This is a genomic window from Microvirga ossetica (genome assembly GCF_002741015.1).
GTDB lineage: Bacteria > Pseudomonadota > Alphaproteobacteria > Rhizobiales > Beijerinckiaceae > Microvirga > Microvirga ossetica.
This window is the reverse complement of the sequence record NZ_CP016620.1, coordinates 562,855-584,538: the sequence shown is the minus strand read 5'-3', so window position 1 is coordinate 584,538 and position 21,684 is coordinate 562,855. Positions and strand designations below refer to the sequence as shown.

Below are 21,684 nucleotides of genomic sequence, written 5' to 3'. Positions count from 1 at the left end.
TGCGGTGATCTGCTGGTGCAGATTGGCAACACGCTGGACGAGAAGCCCCCGCGCCTTGGCATGGCGAGCGTCAAGCTGCTCGACGAAGCACACTTTGATCGCGTCAGGGCCAGACCAGTCCCCAGAATTCGCGATCATGGGTTCGATGCCGTAGATGGCAGAGTTCGTGGACAACCGCATATTCGAGCACCGTCTTCGGCACAAAGATCAGGTGCCCGTTTCTTGACCACCTGATATGGCTCTGGCAGAATTTTGAAAAACGACATCAGAACAAAGACCTACGCCCCACATGATCAAATCAGAACTGGTCCAGAAGCTCGCTGAGCAGAACCCGCATCTTTATTCGCGTGACATAGAGAAGATCGTGAACGCGATCCTCGGCACCATCGGCGATGCGCTCGCACAAGGGAATCGGGTTGAGCTTCGAGGCTTTGGCACGTTCGCGGTGAGGAAGCGTGATGCTCGCACTGGCCGCAATCCGAAGACGGGTGATCTCGTCGCGGTGTCCGAGAAAGCTGTCCCCGTCTTTAAGACAGGCAAGGAGATGCGCCGCCGACTTAATCCTACGTCACCGGGTCGGGCGACAAGGCGATCCACGACTGGGGTCTCATGACCATCGGGGGAAGAAGGACGACATCACCGGACGCGGCCAGACGAGTGCGTAAACGTCTTCGCCCCGCTTCCGAATGCCGAGAAGAATGCTCGTCTGCCTGCTACGAAATATCATGCGGACGACGCCGATTGAGAGCAGGGCCAGAGGTTAATCTGGCTCATTGCTTCAGCGCTTCTCAATTTATAGTCCGCTTAAGGCCACTTCCTTAGCTGGCCAACTCGAACCGGCGCATAAGGTCCAGGTCAGCAGCCATGTGGGATCAGGGCATATCGCCATGGTTTCTCACCATACGGCTTTGAATGGCACTCATTCGAAACATGGCACCGGATGATTGCTGCCCGTGCCTTTCTCTGCACAGTATCATCGTTGATCTCAGACTTCATTTTGGGTTCCAGAATGAGCTTCTCTGTCTTCGTTTCTACGACGAAATCAGGTTGATAAGGGTGCCCGTCCGCGTCCTCGATCCGGAATTGCCCAGGCCCTGGCTTCATCCATTTCTCAACAGAGGAGCCATCTTCCAGAAGGACAGCCAACTGGCGTTCTGTGTCCGAGTCAAACTTCGCGAACGGATAACAACCGCGCTTGAACGCCTATCCGATCTTGCCCGGTGAACCTCATCGACCCAGTTCAACCTCTTAGCCCGTAGGAGGCCAGGGATGGTGAGGCTGAACCAGTGTGCGATTGTGGCCCTGACGGTCCTCAGCCTTTTCATTCATAGTCCAGCCCAGGCCCAAAGCGAGGTCGATCTCGCCCTCGTGCTGGCCGTAGACATCTCGAACTCCATGGACCTGAAGGAGCAAGAGCTTCAGCGCCAAGGCTTTGTCGAGGCGTTCCGGTCACCTCTGGTCCACAAAGCCATCAGCAGCGGCATGCTGGGACGCATCGCTGTCGTCTACCTGGAATGGGCAGGCTCCCCGATCCAGTACATTCCCGTCCCGTGGATGGAGATCGGCGGCTCCGAGGACGCTCTCAGCTTTGCCGCCCGGTTGTCTCAGGCTCCTGTCAGACGAGGTCCTCGTACCTCCATCTCGGGGCCATCGACACCAGTATGAAGCTCCTGAGCGAGAGCATCGTTGAAGCCGTGCGGCGGGTGATCGACATCTCGGGGACGGGGTCAACAATCAGGGCCGATCCATCACCCAGGCGCGAGACGAAGCCTTGGCTCAAGGTGTCGTCATCAACGGTCTTCCCCTGCTTCTCAACCGTCCGACAAACTACTGGGATGTCGAGAAGCTTGACGAATACTATCGCGACTGTGTCATCGGTGGCCCTGGCGCATTTATGATCCCAGTTCGAGAGCGCCATCAGTTCGCCGAGGCGATCAAGACCAAGATCATTCGCGAGATCGCTGGCTTGGCTCCGGAGGCTCTGATTGTGCCAATCCAGGCGCAATCCACGCCGACAACCAACTGCGACATGGGTGCCGATCCGGCGAAACTGATGCCATTCATCTGGGGAATTGTGTTCGACTCCTGGACCTAAACTGGCATCCGCTCGCCCTGCTGAACTTTCGTTTGTTACTGATGATCCGCCTTCGGCAAGGTGTTTGAACTCGCCTGAAGTCTGGGAACCCATAAGCTACTGTGTCGAGCAATCGTCACTTCTTTCGTCCCAGCAAAACGGCCAGCAGACCACCTTGATTGCGCACAGGCTGAGGTTCACCATAGACCGGAGCCGGTTCAGAGTTGGCTTCTGGTTTGAGTATTCGTTCGGTCTCAGGTGGCGAGTGGACATCTACGTCACCCGAACGGTGTTCGTGCGCCTCATGCTGCGGTTTTTCTGGTGGTTCTACAGCCTTGAGATCGGATGCGTGGTTCCTCTCCACATCCTGTCCTGCGGTCGAGAGAAGCTCGATCCGGCCAGGGAAGTCATTCTGGCACTCATACCGAACGAAATCGGGGAAACCGGGCCTGATCCGGTGAGGTTGGTCAAGAATGACCTCATTCCTGACCTCGACCACAAAGAAGCGTCCTTCCGGCGTTGGCACGTCCACTCGACTGACCACGCCTTCGCAATAACTCTTCATCGCACCAGGAGGGTGGAAGTGAACGCGCACCTCGTCCCCCACCGCGATCTTTACTTCAGCCATTTACCGATGTTCCATCTCTTTGGTCCATGTGCTGAGACGCCCAAATAGCAGCTTGGGTGCGATTGGCTGCGCCAGTCTTCCGCAGGATGGCTTTGACATGGGCTTTGATGGTGGCTTCCGTAATGTCCAATTTGCGGGCGATGATCTTGTTGGACTCTCCCTTCATCAAGCATTTCAGGATTTCCCTCTCCCGTGCCGAGAGCTTGTAGGCCGCCAGTTCAGACAGCTTCGACCCTGCTACTTTGGCGTCCTGAACCGGCTGACGACCGGCGTCGGGAGCCCTATCGATGATAGAGCGCAGGACCCCGCAGGGCAGAACACTCTCACCGAGCATCACCAGTTCAAGCGACTTGAGGAGAACTTCAGGGGCAATGGCTGCTAAACAGAAGCCATTGACGCCAGCCTCGTGTCCCAGCCGCACCATCTCAAGGTCGAACTGATCCGCCAGAGTAACGACCCGTGTCTCTGGAGACCGCTCTCGTACCTGCTTGAAGATCTCACGCAGGCGACCGGTGTTCTGATTGACTTCCACGATGACCAGGGCAGGCTTCGGAGAGAAATACCGGAGCCGTCTTGACCGTGCGGCAGAAACGGCGTCGGTGAGGTCAAACTGTGTTCCCTGGAGGATGTGTTTGATTTCCGAACGCAGCCGGGGGCTGTCAGTAATGAGAGCCGTCGGAATTGTTGGGGTGAGACTTCCTGGCGTTGATGCCGTGTCGGATGAGCGATCAGGTACAAGCGTCAGCGTTTGCGCGGTCATCTATGCCCCTGCTTAATTTCTCCTGTTACGAGAAAGTTAGTAAGCTGCGAGAGCTTCGTCTGTCGGATTCCAGACATTGATCAGGTTAGAATAAAACTCCTAACCGTGATATGCAGTCACATTTTTGTGATTGAACGCGATAAAGCCGAATTGTCTTTGAGGGGCACGTATTGGCTGAGTAACTCCGAGACTAAAGATACAAAGAACGCTCGGTCCTACACTTGCGCGGCCCTCCAACCGGTACTGTTCTCTTATTCCGGGGATTCTGGTCAAGCCCTTTGAATGGCCAGTCGCTGAGAACGACAACGATAGGCTGGTTCCCTTCCCAGCGGTTTGGGGCCAGCAGGCCAAAACCTCATTAGAAGGCCGCCCACGGCCCTTCTAGGCTCCCGGGCAACTTTCCACGCTCGAGACATCAGATGCCTGCCAGAGCTCTCCGGAGCGGGCTTGGTGAAAGCATGAATCGTTTGCCCTCGGCTTCGACGCGAGGGCGTGGACGTTTGAATCAAATGTCCAGGGTTCTCTGAGAGGCATTCCTCGCGCTCTAGGCAAACAATTCAAAGTCACGTGCCCTCGTTACTCAAATCCGTATTAATGACGGACGAAGCCCTTGAAGGGCCCTCAGCTTAACCTGGAGGGTTTGCTGTGCTATCCTTTTGAGAGCGATTCTAAAATGCCCCTTATCCCTTTGAGTTTATTGCGAAACAGCGGCAGATAGGTAGGCTCGGCGGTGGTCTCCAAAGGAGCCACAAGCGTGGAACGGGTTGTGGTCACGCGGACAGGGGATGATGTTTGGTCGGTCTCGCACGAGGGGCGGGCCATCTCGGCTCACGCCACTGAGGAACAAGCACTCTCAGCCGCTTTTGCCTTGGCCTCAAATCGTCGGCAGGAGGGGTTTGAGGCGGTTGTCGTCGTCACGGCGGGAGGGGTGAAGACGACTTCAACCACTCGAAGGACAGATCCTTAAAACGCCTGACGCCTTTTGTGAGAGTTCTGTAACATGGATGACGATAATGACAAGCTCTTGGTGGTCGCTAAGGAGTCGCCCGCTACCGATAAGTTGTCTCGTGTGCTCAATTGGCTCGGCTTGTTGATCGCATTAGGCATCATCGCTTGGGCTGTCGTGTACGCGCTCGGTTAGTTGCCAAGAGGCAGCTGTCACCAACGTTCGGGCCATTCCAACATTGACGATCAAACCCACGAGCCCACGCTATAAGGGCTCGTAGTAGTGAGGGGAGACCCTTCCAAACGTGTCTTGATCGCGCCACAGTCAAGCTTCACGACTCTGGCAACTTCAACAACACAACGGTGCGGAATGATGGGAAGGATCTGATTGCCGTCTATGGGCGAGCTGATCTCATCATTACAGCATTCGTCTTCGTTGCTGGGATCATGGCAGCACCCATCGGGCAGCGCGACTTGCGGCATCTACGTCCGTTAAAGTCATGGTCTTAGGATACCTGACGCGGTTGGGTTGATTATACAGAAAGACGGTATAGCGCGGCATGATAGCCGGAATATCAGCCAGCGTCCCGCACTCGGCAATCTGCCCATAGGGAGAGGTTCGGGATGAGTCCGCTAATCAGTGCATTCGGCCAGGGGATACCTGCCCCGCCGTTATACGCCCGTTTTCAAAAGCAAGAGCGGTACTGAGAGCGGATACTCGTCTTTCCGCCTCCCTGACCATGGCTATCGCGAGTTCTTGGGCTGCGAGAGCAGCTTCTTCCTCATCAAACAAGCGGTTAAGGGGACCAAATGTCTGCTTCTGGTAGGCAGTCTCTAATACCAGATCCAGCGTCTCGCGGATTGTTGCGAGAGTATGGGCGGCCTCACGACGTGCACGCCGCGCCTCGTCAAGAGCCCTATAGGCATCACGAAGAGCATTAGCGTAGACGGAGTAGGTCATATCCCGCATATTGCTTTCCGATCTGACAGAAGATGAGACTCAGATGCTCTTGCCGCAACATCTCACCCTAGACCTGACGACCAGAGTTGCTTGATTGGCTGAGCCAGCGGCTTGTCCTTTTGAGACAGCCCCAAAAATCCCTTGCAGCGTGAGAGAGGGCTTCTGCCCCAATGGGCTCGCATCGCCGGCCACGTGCCAGATGCGCATGCTCGCTTTGACATGGGAGAGAGCAAGCATGACACGCGGGGCCAGAGAGGTTGCCAGGGCTGCACTGGAGCAGGTGTGATCCTAGCGCCGATCGCCGCAAGGGCGATGCGGGGTTCGCACGAGCCCCTTCTCCAGAATGGGACCCCTCGGCATATTTTTCCCTTGGACTGGGGCTGGCGTACACCTGTTGCCGATGCCAGGGACACCAACTGGATTCATCAAGGGTGGGTGCGCCGCAGGAGATCGCCTCGGTGCTGTCGTCCGAGACGACAAAGCGGCATTGCCGCGACCGGATCTTGAGGCGGGTAAGTCTATGAAAGGGCCCATGCGCAAGCAGTTGGCCGACTCTAGCAAGACGGCCCCGGAGCGGCGCTGATATCCACCGCATCTCCCGGATGAGGACGACCGAGTAGTCGGCGTCTCGGGGCAGCCCGGGCGGATCGGCGCTGCTGAAGTTATCCGCGGAAGCTCGACCGCAGCAAGGTGCGACCATGACCTCCAGAAACGATGACCCGCCTCGGGACCTTGGTCCCGATCACTCCCAGCACTTGCTGAACGCGGCGTACACCCGCCTGATGCAACTCCCCAGGCGGGCCGATAGCGCCGGGTCAATGCCGATCACAACGATCGCGAATTGGGAACTCCGCCTTATAGAGTTGCCGCGGTCCGGGCGGGCGGAGATGCGCTCGCTCTGGGTCGAGCTGTTTGACCTCACCGTCGCTCGCAGCATTGACAGCCGGGGCTGCCAGGATCTCGACGAGGCCAGGGCAGCGACACGATACTTTCTCGCCTTGGCCCAGGAACGGCACGCCAAGAGGGGTTGATGTCCCATCCCCGGTCGCCCTACCGACCGCGTCCCAGCAGAGTCGCATCAGAACGGCAGGAGCCCGCTGCGTCGGTCATCGCGCTGCAATTCGCGTTCCTCGCCTCGCAACGCCTCGCGGCAGCCAAACGCCGCAGGACAGTCCGACCTCGTCAGACCCTCATGAGGGCCAACCTCCCATGAGGGCCAACGCTCTGGAACAGATGAAAGCCGTTGAAACGCATCCCAGGCTCGGCTGTCGTCGGATTCAACCCGGGCGGAGAGATCGCGCCCTCCCAGGTGCCCCCGAAGTCCCACTGCTCGCTCGTGACAAAGCTTGGGACCGGATCGGCCTCAGGCACCGCACAACACAGCCCCGGTCGCCACTTGTGCCGGAATAGGTTGTACCGCAATTCGATGGCCGCGATCGGATGGCTCTTCATCGACTGTTCTCCCCTGGTCGTCGCCGTGTTGGGACGGGCCGCTTTGCGGCTCGTGTGAGCTCTGCTGCCCGTCGCGGCGGTGCTTCGCCCGCCAGGCGGTCGGGGTCTCGCCGGACCAGCGCCGGAAGGCCCGCGTAAAGGCGCTCGCCTCCGAATAGTCGAGGGCCGCCGCAATCTCGCCCAGCGACACCGTCGTGTCCTCCAGCAACTGACGCGCGATCTCGAACCGGATCTCATTGGTAATCGCCCGGTAGCCCATGCCACCTCCTTTCAGGCGGCGGCACAGGGTGCGGCGGTGGATTGCCAGCAGATCGGCGATGGCATCGGCCGAACAACGGTCGTTCGTCAGCCGCATGCGCAGCAACCGGCGGATGTCGTCCGGGAATTCGGAGCCCTGAGCGCCCTTGAGCTGCTGGATCCGCTCCTCCAGCATGGCCCGCAACAGGGGATCGGCGCCGGCGATGCGACGCTCCAGACAACGGCTCGGAAACACCAGCGCGGCGATCTCCTGATCGAACCTGACCGGGGCCCGGAAATGCCGCCGATAGGGCTCGGCATCCGCCGGCTGGCCGCGGGCCAGCAGCACCTCCGACGGCGCCCAGTCCGCCCCGAGCAGGGCCCGGATGGCGTTGACCGCACAGGCGATGGCGCCGTCGGTGATCTGATCCGCGCTTTCCATCCCGGGCTGATAGACGGCGTGGCTGAAAACGGCCGTGTCGCCGGCCACGTCGAGCGACGGGACGATGACCCGGTCCTGCACACTGAGATGAGCCACCAGACCGCGCAAGGCGTCCCCGAAGGTCTCCGAGTGCAGCATCAGGCGGCCGACCAGCCCCAGCGACAGGATCGTCGTCCGTCGGCCGACCAGGAGACCGAAATGCCGGCACCGGGTCCGGGCCACGCTCAACGCGCACAGCCGGCCCAGAGCCCGGTACGGGATGACGCTGGCGCTGTCGTCGAACAGACGCGGGTCGAGCCCCGCCGCCTGGATGATCGGATCGGGATCGAGGCCGAACGCGCGCAGGGTCGGGGCAATCTCCCTGGCCGCGCCGAGGTGGGTATACCCGGCCGGCAGCAAGCGCGTCGGTATTGCCGTGAGCAGGCTCTCTGCCGCTTCAGGATGCGGTCGGCCGTTGCTCAGGCCCGACGGGTTGTCAGCAACTTCTGGCATGGAGTGCTCCTGAATCGATATCGGCTTCGGCAACCAGACGGCTGGCGGCGGGGGGCTCGCCAGGGGCCTCCGACCACAGGCAATAGGTCATTTCGGTGAGGGATTCTGAGGCCGGCAGCTCCGTCCTGGCCTTGGCGTGTGCTCGAACGGGCGCGTGGGCCGCGGCCGGAAGCCAGACCGGCGCAGCACCCGGTGGAGGCTGGGGCCTCTCGCTCATCACGGCTGCCGAGCCGCAGAACAGTCCGAGCAAAGCGAGGACGACCAGGGCGCGCTTGACGCTCGCGCGCCGTTGCCGCCCGCGAAAATCTCCCGAGAGGAGTTGGAGGGACGGAAAGCTCGGTTTCGCCGGGCCAAGAACGCTTTGCGGGAGGTTGGCCTCGGCGCAGCCGGGTCGCGATGCGGAATGGTCGAAGATGGGCATCGGTTGCCTTTGTCCACTGTTCGTCCCTGAGGGCTTACCGGGTCGTGTCTGGTTGGCGATGCCTGATCTCAACAACAGCCGCGACCGTCACGCTTGCATCGTCCGGAGTAGGCTCCCCAAAACCAGGAGGGATGCCTGATGATGCGACGCTACAATGCTCAGGATTGATTGCGCTATTGTCCTGAGGCACAGTGACCTTGGGGACATTGTCCTCAGGGACAATCGGTTTTGCTCCTCAGAGGATATTTGGGTTGCGCCTGGCACCTCGGAGCAGACGACGCAGGCGGGCTCGCAACCCTCCAGCACCCAGGAGGCGGTCATGCCTTGCAAGTGGTCTCTCGAAAGCCCGAGCGAATGACGCCCGCCGGACCACCGGATCAGCGGTGCACCATGGTCGGAAGAGGGCGGCCCGATCTCGGCAAAGCGCCGTCTGCGCGGGGCGCAGGAATTTACGCAAACCTGCCGTTAGCAGGTCGGAACGGGAGTGACACACGTGCCAGCCGTCGTGCACATCGTTGACGACGATGAGTCGTTCCGCACCGCAACCCAGCGTCTTTTGCGTGCCTCCGGCTATGCTGTCGAAACCTATGAATCGGCCGAACAATTGCTGCAGCGACTGCCCGATGATGCCGGCCCGAGCTGCATTCTTCTCGATATCAGGATCCCCGGCTTGAGCGGTCCGGACTTGCAGGACCGGCTGGCGGCCTTGGGCTCGCACCTGCCCATCGTCTTCCTGACAGGCCATGCGGACGTCCGCACCACCGTCAAGGTCATGAAAGCAGGGGCCGACGATCTCCTGACAAAGCCGGTCCCGAAAGACGAGTTGATCGCGACCCTCGAGCGGGCGATGGCCCGCAGTCGAGCGTCACAGGAGAAAAACGAGCAGCTCCACTCGCTGCAGAAGCTGGTCGGCAGCCTGACACCTCGAGAACGACAGGTTTTCGAACGCGTCGCTCGGGGAAAGATGAACAAGGAGATCGGGCGCGAGCTTGGGGCGACCGAGCGGACGATCAAGGCCCATCGCAGCAACATCATGGACAAGTTGCACATTGCGACCGTCGCCGAGCTTGTGCTGATTGCGGAGCGCCTTGGCATTCTGGCCGAGCAGCCAGCCGGGATCGGACGATAACACCACGCCACCGAGGCCAACCCTGTCCTGGCCAAGCGACACTGTCCTCAGGGACAATAGGATTAGCCAACGGAACCTGCACAATGGGCGCAAGAAACACTGGCGGCTGAAAATCTTGAATGCGCTCTCCTCTGAGGTCACCCATGCTGTAACGGGCCCGGCCATGCGATCTTCAACCTTGGGCACGTCCCATCGGGTCATCGTTGTCGACGATGACCCAGGTATGCTGCGCGCGGTGCAGCGGGTGTTGCAGGTCCATGGATTCGAGACCGAGGTCTTCAGCAGCGCCGAAGGCTTTCTCGAGGGCGCGCACTTGGGCGAGGCCACCTGCCTCGTCCTGGATGTTCATTTGCAGCACATGTCCGGAATTGAGCTGCGGCGTCAGTTGACGCGTTCGGGCCATTCGCTGCCCGTCATCTTCATCACGGCCGTCGATAGCGAGGCCACGCGCAAGGCGGCTTTGGAAGCGGGTTGTGTCGCGTATCTGCACAAGCCATTCCCTTCTGACCGCCTGATCGAAGCCGTTAAATCGGTTGCTCAAAACGACAGGAAGCGCTGAGCTGCCACCTTTGTAGGGCGAGGAGTGGCATCGGCTACTGCATGCTTGATCGTGTGGTCTTAGCCAGGGGCAGGCTCACGTAAAAGACAGCGCCGCTGGAACGGGTTTCCGCCGAGATCTTGCCACCGTGCGACTCAATGATGGTATGGGCAATGCACAGTCCCATGCCCATGCCTTCTGGCTTCGTGGTAAAGAACGGCTCGAACAGCTGCTCGAGCCGATCCGGCGGTATCCCCGGTCCAGTATCGCGGATCGAGACATGCGCCAATCCGTCCGACGCCCATGACGTACAGGCAATCTCGCGCACTCCGTTCGGCATGTCCGCAATCGCATCGATTCCGTTGACGACCAGATTCAAGATGACCTGTTGGAGCTGGATGCGGTCCCCGGTGACGGGCAATCGGTGGGGAGTGAGCTTTTTGTCCAGCCTCACGTCACGCGCGGCGGCCTGTGCGGACAGGATTCTGAACACTTCGCCGACCACTTCGTTGAGGTCGACCTCCTGCGAGTCGAAGGCGCCTCGCGTGAGCAGACGCCGCAAACGCTTGATGACCTCGCTTGCCCGTTGATCGTCGCGTTTGATGTCCTCGATGATCGATTTGACTTCCTGCAGGTTCGGCGACGGGGAATCGATGATCAAGGTGGCCGCTTCCGCGTTGTTGAGGATGGCACCGAGCGGCTGATTGAGTTCGTGCGCAATCGAGGCCGACAATTGTCCGGCAGTCGCCTGCCGGTTCATGTGCGCCAGCTCCACCATTCGCTGCCTCGATTGCACTTCTGCCAGATAGCGGCGCTGCCGCTCGAGCAGCAGGAGCACAATGAGCAGAGCTTGAAGCGAAATAACGGTGCAGGCGGTGAGAATTTGCCAGCGATAGGTTTCCCACATCGTGGGCGGTTTGAAGAGAACCGTACTTCCCGGTGGAAGGTCGCTCTCGCTAATTCCCCAGCGCTGCACTTGCCGCCAGTCGAATTTTGGCGATGCGAGGGGGGTTGGAGGAGTCTTAATGTCGCCAGGCTTTTCCCCGTCGAGGATGCGAAGGGCAACTGCCGCGGCCGCCTTGCTTCCCTCAACGACGGATGCCATGGGACCGCCGAGGATCGCCTCTCCGAAAAAGGCGTCATCATAGGCAAAAATCGGTGCGTTCGCAGTTGCAGAGAGTCGGAGTAGCGCAGTGCCGCCTTCATGAACCACGCCCGCCGCATCGACGTTCATGAGTTGCCAGAATATGGCGCTATGAGGTGGAAGATTAGATGCATCCTTCAGAATACCCTCGAATGACAGCTCGTTGTACCACTTGATCTCGACTCGCCCGGCGAAGGGCTCGAGTACTCGCCGCAGCACTCCCTGCCAGAATTTTTCATTGGGAGAAGCCCCGCTTACGATGGCGATGAGCTTGGTAGAGGGTTGAACGCGAAGGATGTTTTCAAAAAGAGGAGCGTAGTCGTCGGCGGCCGCGACCACTGTGTCGTTGTCGGTTAGCTTGTCGGGGTCGACCCGAAGCTGTTGGACAGCAGTGAAGACCATGGGTGCATTTGGAAACAGGTCCGAACGGTGCCGTTGCACAAAGTTCGCGGCAGGTGCACCGATGGCGACAATTAGATCAGGCGGCTGACTGGTGTAGAGCGCGCGAAGATAATCGACAAACGGACCTTCTGATTTGTCGTCATTCAGCCGCGCATTCAGAAGCGAGTGGTCTTGAAAGTCTACTGACTTTCGCCGGCTTATTTCCTCGCGGATGACTTGCGCCCGATCGGTCCACGGCTTGAAGCGAAGACCGAACGAATGCAGCATTAAGACCCGCTTAGGCTCTGCATCCGCCCGACTGCCCGTCGACGCCAGCAGAACGGGTACCATGGCGAGCCAGGCGATGACTGGCAACGCGAGAAAGCAACGCAATGGTATGGCTATTCGCCAGAAACACATCGCCATCCTACCCCTGTGGCTCAACTCCCGTAGGGTAGTATCGTAGCAGCAAGGCCGGGTGATGAATAGAGATACAGGACGTGCAAACGGACAGCTTGGGGCCACGACCACCCTATGGGTCTCGCGCCACCCACGCCCTCACCAGGCACGGTCAGGTTAACAGGTTGACCTCAGAGAGCCCCACGGGATCAGCCGTCCAGATGCCATATGTGGATGCCCCCGTCTCGCAAGAGGATTCGGACATGGTTTGATCTGATCCCTTGCGTTCATATGTCCGGCCTGTGTTGTTGGGTCCGGAACAAGATCTGCTCCCAAAAACACGCTAACGCAGTACGTAGCAAGAACGTGGACCTGTAAACCGACCGAACGTGCCTTCACATTGGCAAAATCCAGCTTTCATCTGGGTGTCTGAGCCATCATCCTGGGACGAACGACTGATGGGGCAGCGTAAGCCTTCCCGAGGTCTTGCTTATGAGAGACGGTCGCCGTCGAGATAAGTTCGAGAAAGCAAGGTAATGCAATAGTTTCAAACGGGTACCCAATCGACGGGAACATCGTCGTGGTCCACGCTTAGGAGTCAGGCCGCAAGCCTTACCCGAAGGATGCCGATCCGTTCTACCTTAGCGTGTCAATGGGAACAGATCTTGCGCTGGCCCCGTCTTGCGCAGCAGCCGGAACTCGCAGCCCTGGAGCAGGACTTCGCGCTGCATGGCCAGGACGCCATCGCCACCCTGCGGACCGAGAAGCCGCAAGCCTGGGCGCGGCTGCTGAGCGAGGTCTGCCAGGAGCGTTTGCGCCATCCGGGTGCGCCAGGCGCGGGCTGTGCGGCCCTTGTCCTTCGTGCGGTCTCCCACCTCGGACCGCAGGAGATCGCGGACGGCCAGGAGGTCGCACAGCGTCTTGGCATATCCGGCCGGATCGGTCTCCCGGAGGGTTGGACAGCGTCAGGGCCGTTCCGGTCCAAGTCGGCCAGCACAGCCTCGATGACGGAGCGGCCCATCCTGTTTCGGACGCACAAGATCGAGGGCACGGCGAACTTCTTTCGATTCCCGCTTCCGGCCTCGAAGCGTGACGCGCGGGGCGAGAGCCTTGCAACCCATGTCCGCAGCATCAGGGCAGACAACTGCCTCGAACCAAACCTAGCCTGCATCCAACTCCCCTGGTCTGCACGGAGAGCCCGTGGAGACAGCTGAACACGGGTCGCCGATAACAAACGAATGGAGGTGAGCGGTCTGCCACTGAGGCACGCAGACTAAAATTAAGGGAGGCGGGCAGGCACCTCATGGCCCAACGAGCAGACGCAGGCGGACCGGGCGGGGTGCCGATCTATCAATACGTGGCTAAGCCGGTTACAACTCCAATGGCTGAAGGTCCGGCAGTCGGTACGGAGGGAACACTATGGGATTGATCAACAAGATACTCGGCCAAGCAAGCGACCTCACGTCGGATCAGGCGCGGCAGGAACTCGATGGTGTTCTCCTGCCGGACGAACCTGTAGAGGTTGCGTTCAAGGTCCTTCGAGACCTGTTCGTCTTCACCGATCGGCGCCTCATCCTTGTCGATAAACAGAGCCTCACTGGTCGCAAGGTCGAATACCTCATCATTCCCTACCGAGCCATCACCACTTACTCGATCGAGAATGCCGGGACCTTCGACATGGACTCGGACCTTAAGATTTGGATCTCAGGCCGGGCCGAGCCAATCCAAAAGGTGCTCAAAAGCGGTGCAAACATCCGTGGCATCCAAGCGGCAATCGCGTCGGCTTTATGACGGGCGCCAATTAGAGCGCGAACGGCTCGAGGCCAATCGTCATGGTATGAACATCGTTCTAATCGCGCGCTGAGTTGAGGATTGCCTCAGGGATACGCCGGGAGCCGAACAGCATCAAGTCTGGGCAATCGGATCGCCGCCTATCAGGCTTGCGAGGACCTAAAGTTTTTACGTGATCGGTCGTGAACCCCCGCATCGGCTGAAGCGCGCCGAGCACGCCTTCGCCCTCATTAGGGCCGCAGCGATAGCCGCGCATGGCTGGATCGCCCGATTCCGTTGTCTCTTACGCGCTGCATCCTCTGGTTGACCGAGTCGATCTGGTCGCGCCTGAACCACGTATCTGGTCTGGGGTATCTCATCCTGACCGTTACCGGCGGGGTGGCGCAAAGTGTCACGACTTTGTCTGCTTTGATCAAGCACAGCAGTTGGGTTGCGGTAGATTAGCCAAAGCTTGTTGACGAAGAATGCCATGAGATTGAAGGCTGGTGTGGCATGGTCTGAGCTTTCCGCACTGAAGGGGATCTCATCGGCCCTGCGAGTAGCGGCTCAGCTTGGGATGGAAGCCATTCGTCAGGCTCGGTAAACCGTCAATCAACGTTCGTGCTGCGATCGAAGATCCTTACCAACCAAGGGTTCTGCTGGACCAGCGATATTGGAGTTACGAATATGGGCGAAATCATCACTTCGGACTTGATCTCTCGTCGGCGTGCTCTTTCTCTCATGGGATGGGCGGCCATACTCGGCCTGGCGGCGCCTGCCGCGGTCCTGACGGCGTCACACGCCGGGGCCCAGACACCAGCGACACCGCCACCCACCACGGGCACCCCTGGCATGGAGCGCCGCAAGGCGCGCCGGACCGGACGCGACGAGCGACGCGATGAGCGGCGGACCGGACGCACGGAGCGACGCGAGGAGCGCCGTAACTGAGCGAGACGACCTATCTTAAAAAGTGTAGAATCCTGGACTAGATTTGACGAGCAGTGTCCGACCGAGTTCATCCCGGCCCAAGCCTTTGGGTTTTCAGGCCGGGATGAAGGACTGCACCCCATCATGTCTGATGGGATGTGATCTGCCACTGTCTGACAGGTCAAATCCCGACTTTCACACCTTTTGTCTGAACCCCAACTCACGCGCGGTTAAGGCTGCTTTCCGCGCGTGTGATAACCCGCTGCAAATTTCGCGAAAGCGCATTTATGGAGCCGCTCTGGAGCAGCAATCGCCCGCGTGTCAGGGCACTGGAAACGAAGACAGACGGACGAGAAAGCTGTCCACCCCGGCGAGAGTCGCCACCCCGACGAGGATGATGGTGAGCAGGTCGAACCGGACTATCCTGTCTTGCTGCAAGAGCGGCGAGTTGGCGGCCTTCAGCCTCTGCTCCCGTTCGGTCTAATTGCGGTTTTGAGTTTCATGCAGCCCCAGCCTGAGGGCCCGAGCATCCTCGCGTGTGCGTGAGAATGCGAACAGATGCTGCGCAATTCCGAAGCAGTGGGCTGCGAGATTGCTTCGATCCAGCGTCTCCTCGGCCCCCGTGGCGTCTGGGGCGATCCGCCGCTGCCGCCGCCCGAAAGGGTTGTTGCAGCCCCCCTGAAACCAACTAGGCTGAGCCGTAACCGCAAGGATCTGTCGCGATGGAACGGATTGTGGTGACCCACATACGAGACGACTTCTGCCTGGTCTCGCATCAGGAACAGACCCTGTCGGCCCATACCACCGAGCACGAGGCGCTCTCGGCGGCGTTCGCTTTCGCCTCGCGCTGCATCCAGAACGGCGACAAGACAGTGGTTGTTCTCACGAAAGAGCAAGGCCCCGGACGAGCGTCGCACAGGCGCGCCGTCGCCGGATGCTTGCTCGATGGTAACTGGTGGCACCACAGCCATCGTTAGAGGAACACGATGATGCAAAGCATGGGGCACAAGTCCAAGGCAAAGCATCGGTGGGATACCCCAAGCCTGATCCTCCTCGGGGGACTTGTGGGCCTGTTCGCCGCCATCATGCATAACTTCTACGCTGCCTTCCGGGACGCAATTCCCGAGGGCAATCCGTTCGTTGACGCAATTCCCGAGGGCAACCCATTCGTTCATGTCGTGTCAGGGGTGGTGATTTACGTACTCACCGGCGCCCTGGGGCTTGGTCTGATTTCCGCCATCCGTAACTGGCTCATGCAGGATAGGTAAGGTCGCATAGCTCCCAGTATGGAACCGCTCTGTCGTCCTTCTCGGGGCGCCTGTTCGCTTCTCCAAAAACGGCTGTCTCGCGGCCGCTGATTGATGCCCTGCGGTGTCCATTCCAGGGTGAGAAGCTGCCAAGCCACCACGGCAAGAACCACGACGCCAAAGAGGCTGACCAGAAGAAGGATGGCGCGCATCCTTTTCCTATGTCGGATCAACTCGGCATCGTTGGCTGTTCCCAGCCAATCCGGTTCACTCTGATTGCGCTGTTTGGTCTTCACGGTGCCCCCGGCAGAAGGAACCGTAGCAGCCTCGCGCACGCAAGACAAAGCCGGCCGCGAATTTTGCATAATCTCCAGTATGGAATGTGGCCCGGCGCGATGCCAAGTTTCCGGAAAACCTGAGCAAGCAAAAAGAAAGCGCCCACCGTCTCCAGGGGCGCTCCAAAGTCCGACCTGTAGGGGCAAAATAACAGGGTCGAGATGTTTCTATAGCCGAATGCATCTCTGCCGTCTGTCGGGTAAATGACAGTTCTCGGAGAAAATATCTCGACTAACATAGGTTAATTGGGCTTAGGTTGGGTTATCCTCACCCGTCATGGAAGTTCAAGAAGGTGAAAAAACACCACGCCAAGGAGTATGAGCATCAGGCTTAGCAGAAAGGCCATGATGATTGTGGCTCTGCTTTCTTGCTTGGACAGACGATCCTGAATGGCCTTGATCTTATGCTGCTTTTCGTCGTCAACTAACATGAACTACTTCCTCAGCACCGCGCGCCTCTAGCAGCTTCGGGCGCGTATGAGAAGATTGTCGGTGAATTTCCGATAAGGCGCAGTATGGAATGTCAGGAATTCAGTTCAGGGACGAGATCACAGCGATTATTTGCTCCATCGACTCTATGGAGCCCTCAGTTTGTCGCTCTGCCACGAGTTTCATGACCTTACGCGCTATTGAGCGGAATTCTTCTTTCAGCGTCTCGGACGCCGAGATCCAGGGCTGTGCGGCCTCTAGCGTGGCATAAAACTGTTGAGCTACATGCTCCATTAGCTGATCACACCGATCCATTTTGTGCTCCACCAACAAAAGTTCGTCTCTGGTGCGGCTCTCATGGCGCTCTCATGGCGTTTGGGTGCGGGTTGTTATCGAGCATCCGGATGAGACGGCCAAGGTTGATTATCCAGGAATGCTCAATGAAGATAAACTAAGGATTTCTCCTTAGTCGATAAGAACACCTCATCGATGGGCTTGCTCACACCGCCTCGCGTGCGCGTGTGATGTCCGCCGCGAATTTCACATAAGCTCCAGTATGGAACAGGCGCTGGCGCAGCCGGTCTGGCCCGATCCAATAAGCCGTTGGCCCAAAGCAGCAAGGCATTCGGATTATTTTCCGATAATAGTCCGGCTCCACGGACCGTGGGGGCAATCCCGGTGCCGAATCCGCTCGCCTGCAAGGCAGCCTACAAGAGCGCCAGCAGGCGGGCGGACTGTCGTTTCTCTCACCGGTCACATCGCCGATGCCGCGCTTCTACTTCGACCTTTTCTTGGGTGCTTTTCCCGACCGCGACGAGGTTGGTTACGAGATCGACAGCCTTCACATGGCCGAGATCGAGGCCTTGCGCACCGCGGGGGAACTGACGCGGGACCGATTGCTCAAGATGCAAAGTGCGACCCCTGACGACATTCGGATTGAGGTGACGGATGAGCAGCGACGGCCGGTTCTCACCGTGACGGTCTCGATCCAGGTGGAACGGGCCAGGCTGATGCCCCCATTGCGCATGTGACGATCAACCATGTCTGTCGATCATCTTAAGAAAGCTGCCGAGTATTGCCGGAAGGCGCAGGAAATCCGGACCATCGTCGAGAAGATCACGATCGACGAGGCCCGCGAGCAACTGCTTGAGACAGCCGAGCACCTTGAGCAGCTTGCGCAGGAAGAAGAGCGCAAGGCTCACGCAGACGGCCCCCCGCCGGAGGCCCTCGGGTAGGTCGGTCGGTATGACAGTGAAATGCACATCTGCGCAGTGCGGCCGTTTCAGCCCCCGCAACCGGCCGAACCGGCGCTGGTAATTCGCAGAAGCCCAATGGAAGCGACGGACCTGCAAATCAGACTAGCGCACTTAGCCCCAGGAGAGACGCTGTTGCTCCCGGTGGCCAAGATCGAGCAGGCTTTCCACTTCTACACGGCACCTGAGGAGCGTCGCAGCGCGGCGGTCAGGTTGGCCGAGTTGTATCAATGCAGTCTCACGGTCTGTGGCCCGGGCGGGAGCCAAATTCTTTTCACTCGGCACGAGCAGCTATCGCCGACGAATTTCGCATAACCTCCAGTATGGAACGCGATTTGAAGGTTTCGGAAAGTGTTCAAGCGGGAGTACGGAACGTCGCACCGACTATTCAGTAAAACTGCATCGGAAAGTCGCCTTTGAGTGAGCGGTTATACTGAGAATAACTTGCAGCCGCGCCAGCCCAAATTCGCCGCATTCGAGGCCGACATTTTGGCCTGTCGCTGAGGTTTTCGCTCGGCAATATCCATCTCCGTCCGGAGAGCAAGCTCCCTCCCAGATCCCCCCTGGCGAGGGAGCTTTTTCGTGAGGGCCGAGGGGCCGGAAACGGCACCATTTCCGGCCTCTCCTGCCTGGCCCACCGGACACCATGCGAGATGGTGGGACCTCCAGGCAGGGAAATCCTGGCGCATCGTGCGGAAAACCGGATCCCCTGATCCGCACGATGCGCTAAGAGCTATCGCCGTGCCCACATGATCCGAGCGGTCCAGGCGATCTCCTCTGCCGGGATCACCTGATCCTCGTCCTTGGCAAGGGACGTCATTGTGAGGGTCTTGGCCGAGCGGCGCTTGAGTTCCTTGGCCAGGATCTCGCCACTGGTCGTGCACACGACGATCCGGTCGCCCTTGCGGGTGCTCGCTGTCGGCGAGACGATGAGGATATCGCCGTCGCGATAGAGCGGAGACAGGGCCTCGCCCGTGACGGCGAGGGCAAAAACCTTCTCCTGTTCGACATTGGGAAACTCGATCGCGTCCCGGCCCGGACCTTCGCCGGGCATGCCGTCCTCAGTGAAGATCTTGCCAGAGGCCGCCGCCGCCATACCGATCAGCGGGATCATGGAGCGGCGCAAGGAGCCTGAGGGCTCGATGAGACGAAGGAAATCCTTCAGGGTGGTGCCGGTGACTTCCAGGATTTTCGAGATCGATTCTGTGGAGGGCCAATGCTCTCGGCCCTTCCGGCTCACACGCTTTGATTTGTTGAAGCTGGTCGCATCGAGACCGGCCTTGCGCGCTAGTCTTGATGTGTGCAGGCCGTGACGTGATGCCAGGGCATCAATAGCAGCCCAGACGCGCTCGTGAGATAACATGCGACGAACCTTCGCTGGAGCATCTGACCCAAAAATGACTCCCCTTTTTTGGATCGATCCGATGCTCCTTCCTTAACTGGCGCATTGTTCGGTGCGGAAAACCCGATCCCATTTTCCGGACGATGCGCTCGTCGACTCGAGGACGCTTTGTTCCTGGCGAGGGAGAGGCCGAGATGAGCACGTTTTCCCGGTCTCTCCCCGCCTGGATGACGAGCAGTGGGGGCCAGGCCCCAGACCCAAGCCAGATCGGGGTTCCCAGTGCCACTTGGAATCGGAAACTCTTAGGATCGATCATCGCAGAGCTTGCGGCATGGGAAAGACCAAATCGGGTGTGAAACAACCCGCCCGTCCGATGGCCGTCTTCCGACGGCCTTACGCCTGGGCGGGGGCCTTGGCCATCCGAAGGCCGAACATCTCGGTGAACGAGAGCTCGGAAACGGGCTCGTGCGCGGCGTTCGCGATCACGATGGAATAGTTCTGCGGAGACTGGCCTCGGGCCACGAACTCGGGCCTGAGATCCAAGCCTGCCTTGAACGCCTCACGGTAAGCCGTCTCCGCGTCAGGGAAGTCGAGACCAAGTTCATCCCGGCTCAGTCCCTGGCGAAAAGCCCGGATGTGAAAAAAGAATCGAGGCATAGCCCTTTCCTCCTCCTGCCCCGTGTCAACCGCGTCGCCATGCTGATCCAATTCGCGGCGCCTGCTTGTCCGCTCGGGACAACCACTATGCATTTCGGGACTGGGCTCTCGTGCGCGCGTCCCGTTGCTGCGGACGGATCGGCACCGAGGCCCATGGGTGGAGGAGCAGTGAACCGGACACGGAGCCCAAGCGATCCATTCCTGCACTCGTGCCGCGGCCCAAACTGACAAGTAAGAGTCCCAAGTCATCAAGCCGGCTGCGGTCCAGACCGTAGGCTGACGGTCGTTGGAATTGCCAGGAGACTGAGATGCGGAAGGGAATGATCGGCACTGTGGCGGCCTTGTTTATTGTTGGCGCGCCCATGGCCCATGCACAGCAAGCCGCCCCCGCCCCGGGTGGCACACCCGACAGCGGACGGCTGAACCAGGCCGAGTTCAAGATGCTGACCGACATTCGGGTCGGGGTGATCCGGGCCGCGCTGCAGCTCACCCCGGAGCAGGAGAAACTCTGGCCCGCCGTGGAAGAGGCGATCCGCGCCCGGGCCGAGACGCGCTACCGCCGATTGGCCGCACTGGGAGAGCGCATGGGCCAGTGGCGCGACGTCGATCCGGTGCAACTCTACCGCCAACGCGCCGATGTCCTGGCGGACCGTGCGGCAGGCCTGAGGAAGCTCGCCGATGCCTGGCAGCCGCTCTACCAGAGCCTCACCGCCGACCAGAAGACGCGGCTGCGCCTCGTGACGGTGCGCGCGATCGAGGGACTCCGGAACGCCATCGAGAACCGCGGCATGGAGTTCGATGACGAGGAGGACATCGAACTCTGGGTCGCCCCTCATTAGGCAGAGCCCGTATCCGCGTCGGAGGATCAAGGAGATTCCATGCGAACGATCATCGCCGCGCTTGCGGCAAGCGCTCTACTGGCAGGGTGCGTCTCAAGCTCCGGTCCGGACTCGCGGCCGCCGAATTACGTCACGTCTCAGGCGACCCAGGCCCCGGCGCTGCGCAACGACACCTTCGGGGGAGCCGCCATGCCGATGAGGGGCCTGCCTCGCTGACACCCTGTCGGCCACTCCGCGCTCGCCGCGGCCGTGATCGCGCGATGGTGGGCACAGGCGGCACGCCATCTCACTGCGGACAGGCGTCCCAGAAGCCTTGGGTGCGTTGCGCATTGGTGTAGTACCAGCAAGAGCCGGCGGCCGGCGGTGGCGAGGTGACATAGGCCGTGGCAGCCGCGGCCGTCACGAAGCCGAGCGCCGCGCCTGCGGCGACCGCAGCGCCGGGCCGCCACCAGTAGGACGATGGCCGATACCAGCCGCCCGCCGCCCCAGGCGGCCGGTAACCCGGGCGAACCGCGACATTGCCTGCGGGGCCGCGTGCGGCGGCCCCGCCATAAGCCCCGCGGGCGGCCACTCCGCCCTGAGGTCCGCGGGCGGCCACTCCGCCCTGAGGTCCGCGGGCCACTGCGCCACGCGGTCCGCGCGCCACGGCACCACCCCGCGGGCCGCGTGCGGCAGCCCGTGCGTAGTCCAGGTCTCGTTCCTGAACGAGTTCAAGCAGCCGTGATGGCAACTCCGTCCGCGCGTCGGGCGATGACAGGGGAGCTGCCCGTGCCGGTGTCCAGGCGACAGTCAGCAGGCCAAAGATGCAAGCCGATCCGATCGTCGCAAGGGTGAACAGGCTCGGGCTCTGATTGTGCATGCGTCTCTCCCCTGAACGTAAAT

At 60.1% G+C, this 21,684-nt stretch carries 26 protein-coding genes; 15 read left to right on the top strand and 11 right to left on the bottom strand.

Annotated features, from left to right (window positions below; translation table 11 throughout):
• Positions 1-103: 103 nt before the first annotated feature.
• Positions 104-235 (bottom strand): M48 metallopeptidase family protein, encoded by a 132-nt coding sequence (locus BB934_RS45800; RefSeq protein WP_099516106.1) that lies wholly within the window; start codon positions 233-235, stop codon positions 104-106.
• A 54-nt stretch (positions 236-289) separates the two neighbouring features.
• On the opposite strand from BB934_RS45800, the gene BB934_RS45795 reads away from it, so the two are divergent.
• The 3 genes from BB934_RS45795 (at position 290) to BB934_RS50175 (ending at position 2,095) form a co-directional block, all read left to right on the top strand.
• Positions 290-613, top strand: a complete 324-nt coding sequence (locus tag BB934_RS45795; protein ID WP_099516105.1) for an integration host factor subunit beta — start codon at positions 290-292, stop codon at positions 611-613.
• Between the two features lie 656 nt (positions 614-1,269).
• Positions 1,270-1,665, top strand: coding sequence for a DUF1194 domain-containing protein (locus BB934_RS50180; protein WP_250645760.1), 396 nt, complete (start codon positions 1,270-1,272; stop codon positions 1,663-1,665).
• A 106-nt stretch (positions 1,666-1,771) separates the two neighbouring features.
• A complete protein-coding gene (locus BB934_RS50175; protein ID WP_250645759.1) occupies positions 1,772-2,095 on the top strand; it encodes a DUF1194 domain-containing protein in 324 nt (107 codons plus the stop codon).
• Positions 2,096-2,210: 115 nt separating this feature from the next.
• On the opposite strand, the gene BB934_RS45785 is transcribed toward BB934_RS50175, so the two are convergent.
• The 3 genes from BB934_RS45785 to BB934_RS45775 form a co-directional block, all read right to left on the bottom strand.
• Positions 2,211-2,702, bottom strand: coding sequence for a hypothetical protein (locus tag BB934_RS45785; protein ID WP_099516104.1), 492 nt, complete (start codon positions 2,700-2,702; stop codon positions 2,211-2,213).
• Positions 2,695-3,462 (bottom strand): LuxR C-terminal-related transcriptional regulator, encoded by a 768-nt coding sequence (locus BB934_RS50130; protein ID WP_099516103.1) that lies wholly within the window; start codon positions 3,460-3,462, stop codon positions 2,695-2,697. The genes BB934_RS45785 and BB934_RS50130 overlap by 8 nt, the downstream gene beginning before the upstream one ends.
• Positions 3,463-5,044: 1,582 nt before the next feature.
• A complete protein-coding gene (locus BB934_RS45775; RefSeq protein WP_099516102.1) occupies positions 5,045-5,377 on the bottom strand; it encodes a hypothetical protein in 333 nt (110 codons plus the stop codon).
• A gap of 809 nt (positions 5,378-6,186) precedes the next feature.
• Here BB934_RS45775 and BB934_RS48290 point away from each other — a divergent pair.
• Complete coding sequence (locus tag BB934_RS48290) at positions 6,187-6,399, top strand: hypothetical protein (RefSeq protein WP_157934749.1); 213 nt, start codon at positions 6,187-6,189, stop codon at positions 6,397-6,399.
• A 332-nt stretch (positions 6,400-6,731) separates the two neighbouring features.
• On the opposite strand, the gene BB934_RS45760 is transcribed toward BB934_RS48290, so the two are convergent.
• Positions 6,732-7,991 (bottom strand): AraC family transcriptional regulator, encoded by a 1,260-nt coding sequence (locus BB934_RS45760; RefSeq protein WP_099516099.1) that lies wholly within the window; start codon positions 7,989-7,991, stop codon positions 6,732-6,734.
• The gene (locus tag BB934_RS45755; RefSeq protein ID WP_099516098.1) at positions 7,975-8,412 is read right to left on the bottom strand and encodes a hypothetical protein; all 438 of its coding nucleotides are present in this window, start codon (positions 8,410-8,412) and stop codon (positions 7,975-7,977) included. The genes BB934_RS45760 and BB934_RS45755 overlap by 17 nt, the downstream gene beginning before the upstream one ends.
• Before the next feature lie 493 nt (positions 8,413-8,905).
• Between BB934_RS45755 and BB934_RS45745 the strand changes: the two genes are divergently transcribed.
• Both BB934_RS45745 and BB934_RS45740 read left to right on the top strand, forming a co-directional pair.
• A complete protein-coding gene (locus BB934_RS45745) occupies positions 8,906-9,541 on the top strand; it encodes a response regulator transcription factor (RefSeq protein WP_099516096.1) in 636 nt (211 codons plus the stop codon).
• A gap of 163 nt (positions 9,542-9,704) precedes the next feature.
• Entirely contained in the window at positions 9,705-10,100 is a 396-nt protein-coding gene (locus BB934_RS45740; protein WP_099516095.1) for a response regulator transcription factor, read from the top strand.
• Positions 10,101-10,134: 34 nt separating this feature from the next.
• Here BB934_RS45740 and BB934_RS45735 read toward each other — a convergent pair whose 3' ends face one another.
• Positions 10,135-11,892 (bottom strand): sensor histidine kinase, encoded by a 1,758-nt coding sequence (locus BB934_RS45735; protein ID WP_162299294.1) that lies wholly within the window; start codon positions 11,890-11,892, stop codon positions 10,135-10,137.
• Positions 11,893-12,668: 776 nt separating this feature from the next.
• Here BB934_RS45735 and BB934_RS45730 point away from each other — a divergent pair.
• The 5 genes from BB934_RS45730 (at position 12,669) to BB934_RS45715 (ending at position 15,968) form a co-directional block, all read left to right on the top strand.
• A complete protein-coding gene (locus BB934_RS45730; protein ID WP_099516094.1) occupies positions 12,669-13,217 on the top strand; it encodes a hypothetical protein in 549 nt (182 codons plus the stop codon).
• Between the two features lie 205 nt (positions 13,218-13,422).
• Complete coding sequence (locus tag BB934_RS45725; protein ID WP_099516093.1) at positions 13,423-13,794, top strand: PH domain-containing protein; 372 nt, start codon at positions 13,423-13,425, stop codon at positions 13,792-13,794.
• A gap of 666 nt (positions 13,795-14,460) precedes the next feature.
• On the top strand, positions 14,461-14,721 hold the full coding sequence (locus BB934_RS48285) for a hypothetical protein (protein WP_157934748.1): 261 nt from the start codon (positions 14,461-14,463) through the stop codon (positions 14,719-14,721).
• Positions 14,722-15,422: 701 nt separating this feature from the next.
• A complete protein-coding gene (locus BB934_RS45720; RefSeq protein WP_099516092.1) occupies positions 15,423-15,677 on the top strand; it encodes a hypothetical protein in 255 nt (84 codons plus the stop codon).
• A gap of 9 nt (positions 15,678-15,686) precedes the next feature.
• A complete protein-coding gene (locus BB934_RS45715) occupies positions 15,687-15,968 on the top strand; it encodes a hypothetical protein (RefSeq protein WP_157934747.1) in 282 nt (93 codons plus the stop codon).
• A gap of 589 nt (positions 15,969-16,557) precedes the next feature.
• On the opposite strand, the gene BB934_RS48280 is transcribed toward BB934_RS45715, so the two are convergent.
• A complete protein-coding gene (locus BB934_RS48280) occupies positions 16,558-16,713 on the bottom strand; it encodes a hypothetical protein (protein WP_157934746.1) in 156 nt (51 codons plus the stop codon).
• 762 nt (positions 16,714-17,475) lie between these two features.
• Here BB934_RS48280 and BB934_RS45705 point away from each other — a divergent pair.
• Together BB934_RS45705 and BB934_RS45700 are read left to right on the top strand one after the other, a co-directional pair.
• Positions 17,476-17,742 (top strand): DUF6894 family protein, encoded by a 267-nt coding sequence (locus tag BB934_RS45705; RefSeq protein ID WP_099516089.1) that lies wholly within the window; start codon positions 17,476-17,478, stop codon positions 17,740-17,742.
• Positions 17,743-17,751: 9 nt separating this feature from the next.
• Positions 17,752-17,946: a hypothetical protein gene (locus tag BB934_RS45700; RefSeq protein ID WP_099516088.1), complete on the top strand. Its 195-nt coding sequence runs from the start codon at positions 17,752-17,754 to the stop codon at positions 17,944-17,946.
• Positions 17,947-18,697: 751 nt separating this feature from the next.
• Here BB934_RS45700 and BB934_RS45690 read toward each other — a convergent pair.
• Positions 18,698-19,327 carry a S24 family peptidase gene (locus BB934_RS45690; RefSeq protein ID WP_099513680.1) on the bottom strand — a complete coding sequence of 210 codons (630 nt, stop codon included), beginning with the start codon at positions 19,325-19,327 and terminating at the stop codon, positions 18,698-18,700.
• A gap of 372 nt (positions 19,328-19,699) precedes the next feature.
• Positions 19,700-19,963: a DUF6894 family protein gene (locus tag BB934_RS45685; RefSeq protein WP_157934745.1), complete on the bottom strand. Its 264-nt coding sequence runs from the start codon at positions 19,961-19,963 to the stop codon at positions 19,700-19,702.
• Between the two features lie 308 nt (positions 19,964-20,271).
• Here BB934_RS45685 and BB934_RS45680 point away from each other — a divergent pair, with 308 nt between their 5' ends.
• Together BB934_RS45680 and BB934_RS48275 are read left to right on the top strand one after the other, a co-directional pair.
• Positions 20,272-20,802: a Spy/CpxP family protein refolding chaperone gene (locus tag BB934_RS45680; protein WP_099516085.1), complete on the top strand. Its 531-nt coding sequence runs from the start codon at positions 20,272-20,274 to the stop codon at positions 20,800-20,802.
• 39 nt (positions 20,803-20,841) lie between these two features.
• A complete protein-coding gene (locus tag BB934_RS48275) occupies positions 20,842-21,018 on the top strand; it encodes a hypothetical protein (RefSeq protein ID WP_157934744.1) in 177 nt (58 codons plus the stop codon).
• A gap of 70 nt (positions 21,019-21,088) precedes the next feature.
• Here BB934_RS48275 and BB934_RS48775 read toward each other — a convergent pair whose 3' ends face one another.
• Positions 21,089-21,661, bottom strand: coding sequence for a hypothetical protein (locus tag BB934_RS48775; RefSeq protein WP_175608907.1), 573 nt, complete (start codon positions 21,659-21,661; stop codon positions 21,089-21,091).
• Positions 21,662-21,684 lie beyond the last annotated feature (23 nt).

Bases quoted from the DNA above. Each gene is read 5' to 3' on its own strand.
- BB934_RS45775 (WP_099516102.1), bottom strand. From the start codon at position 5,377: ATGCGGGATATGACCTACTCCGTCTACGCTAATGCTCTTCGTGATGCC.
- BB934_RS48290 (WP_157934749.1), top strand. From the start codon at position 6,187: ATGCCGATCACAACGATCGCGAATTGGGAACTCCGCCTTATAGAGTTG.
- BB934_RS48775 (WP_175608907.1), bottom strand. From the start codon at position 21,661: ATGCACAATCAGAGCCCGAGCCTGTTCACCCTTGCGACGATCGGATCG.
- BB934_RS45795 (WP_099516105.1), top strand. From the start codon at position 290: ATGATCAAATCAGAACTGGTCCAGAAGCTCGCTGAGCAGAACCCGCAT.
- BB934_RS45700 (WP_099516088.1), top strand. From the start codon at position 17,752: ATGTCTGTCGATCATCTTAAGAAAGCTGCCGAGTATTGCCGGAAGGCG.
- BB934_RS48280 (WP_157934746.1), bottom strand. From the start codon at position 16,713: ATGTTAGTTGACGACGAAAAGCAGCATAAGATCAAGGCCATTCAGGAT.
- BB934_RS45785 (WP_099516104.1), bottom strand. From the start codon at position 2,702: ATGGCTGAAGTAAAGATCGCGGTGGGGGACGAGGTGCGCGTTCACTTC.
- BB934_RS45725 (WP_099516093.1), top strand. From the start codon at position 13,423: ATGGGATTGATCAACAAGATACTCGGCCAAGCAAGCGACCTCACGTCG.
- BB934_RS45705 (WP_099516089.1), top strand. From the start codon at position 17,476: ATGCCGCGCTTCTACTTCGACCTTTTCTTGGGTGCTTTTCCCGACCGC.
- BB934_RS45715 (WP_157934747.1), top strand. From the start codon at position 15,687: ATGATGCAAAGCATGGGGCACAAGTCCAAGGCAAAGCATCGGTGGGAT.
- BB934_RS50130 (WP_099516103.1), bottom strand. From the start codon at position 3,462: ATGACCGCGCAAACGCTGACGCTTGTACCTGATCGCTCATCCGACACG.
- BB934_RS50180 (WP_250645760.1), top strand. From the start codon at position 1,270: ATGGTGAGGCTGAACCAGTGTGCGATTGTGGCCCTGACGGTCCTCAGC.
- BB934_RS45690 (WP_099513680.1), bottom strand. From the start codon at position 19,327: ATGTTATCTCACGAGCGCGTCTGGGCTGCTATTGATGCCCTGGCATCA.
- BB934_RS48275 (WP_157934744.1), top strand. From the start codon at position 20,842: ATGCGAACGATCATCGCCGCGCTTGCGGCAAGCGCTCTACTGGCAGGG.
- BB934_RS48285 (WP_157934748.1), top strand. From the start codon at position 14,461: ATGGGCGAAATCATCACTTCGGACTTGATCTCTCGTCGGCGTGCTCTT.
- BB934_RS45720 (WP_099516092.1), top strand. From the start codon at position 15,423: ATGGAACGGATTGTGGTGACCCACATACGAGACGACTTCTGCCTGGTC.
- BB934_RS45685 (WP_157934745.1), bottom strand. From the start codon at position 19,963: ATGCCTCGATTCTTTTTTCACATCCGGGCTTTTCGCCAGGGACTGAGC.
- BB934_RS45740 (WP_099516095.1), top strand. From the start codon at position 9,705: ATGCGATCTTCAACCTTGGGCACGTCCCATCGGGTCATCGTTGTCGAC.
- BB934_RS45735 (WP_162299294.1), bottom strand. From the start codon at position 11,892: ATGCTGCATTCGTTCGGTCTTCGCTTCAAGCCGTGGACCGATCGGGCG.
- BB934_RS45680 (WP_099516085.1), top strand. From the start codon at position 20,272: ATGCGGAAGGGAATGATCGGCACTGTGGCGGCCTTGTTTATTGTTGGC.
- BB934_RS45755 (WP_099516098.1), bottom strand. From the start codon at position 8,412: ATGCCCATCTTCGACCATTCCGCATCGCGACCCGGCTGCGCCGAGGCC.
- BB934_RS45760 (WP_099516099.1), bottom strand. From the start codon at position 7,991: ATGCCAGAAGTTGCTGACAACCCGTCGGGCCTGAGCAACGGCCGACCG.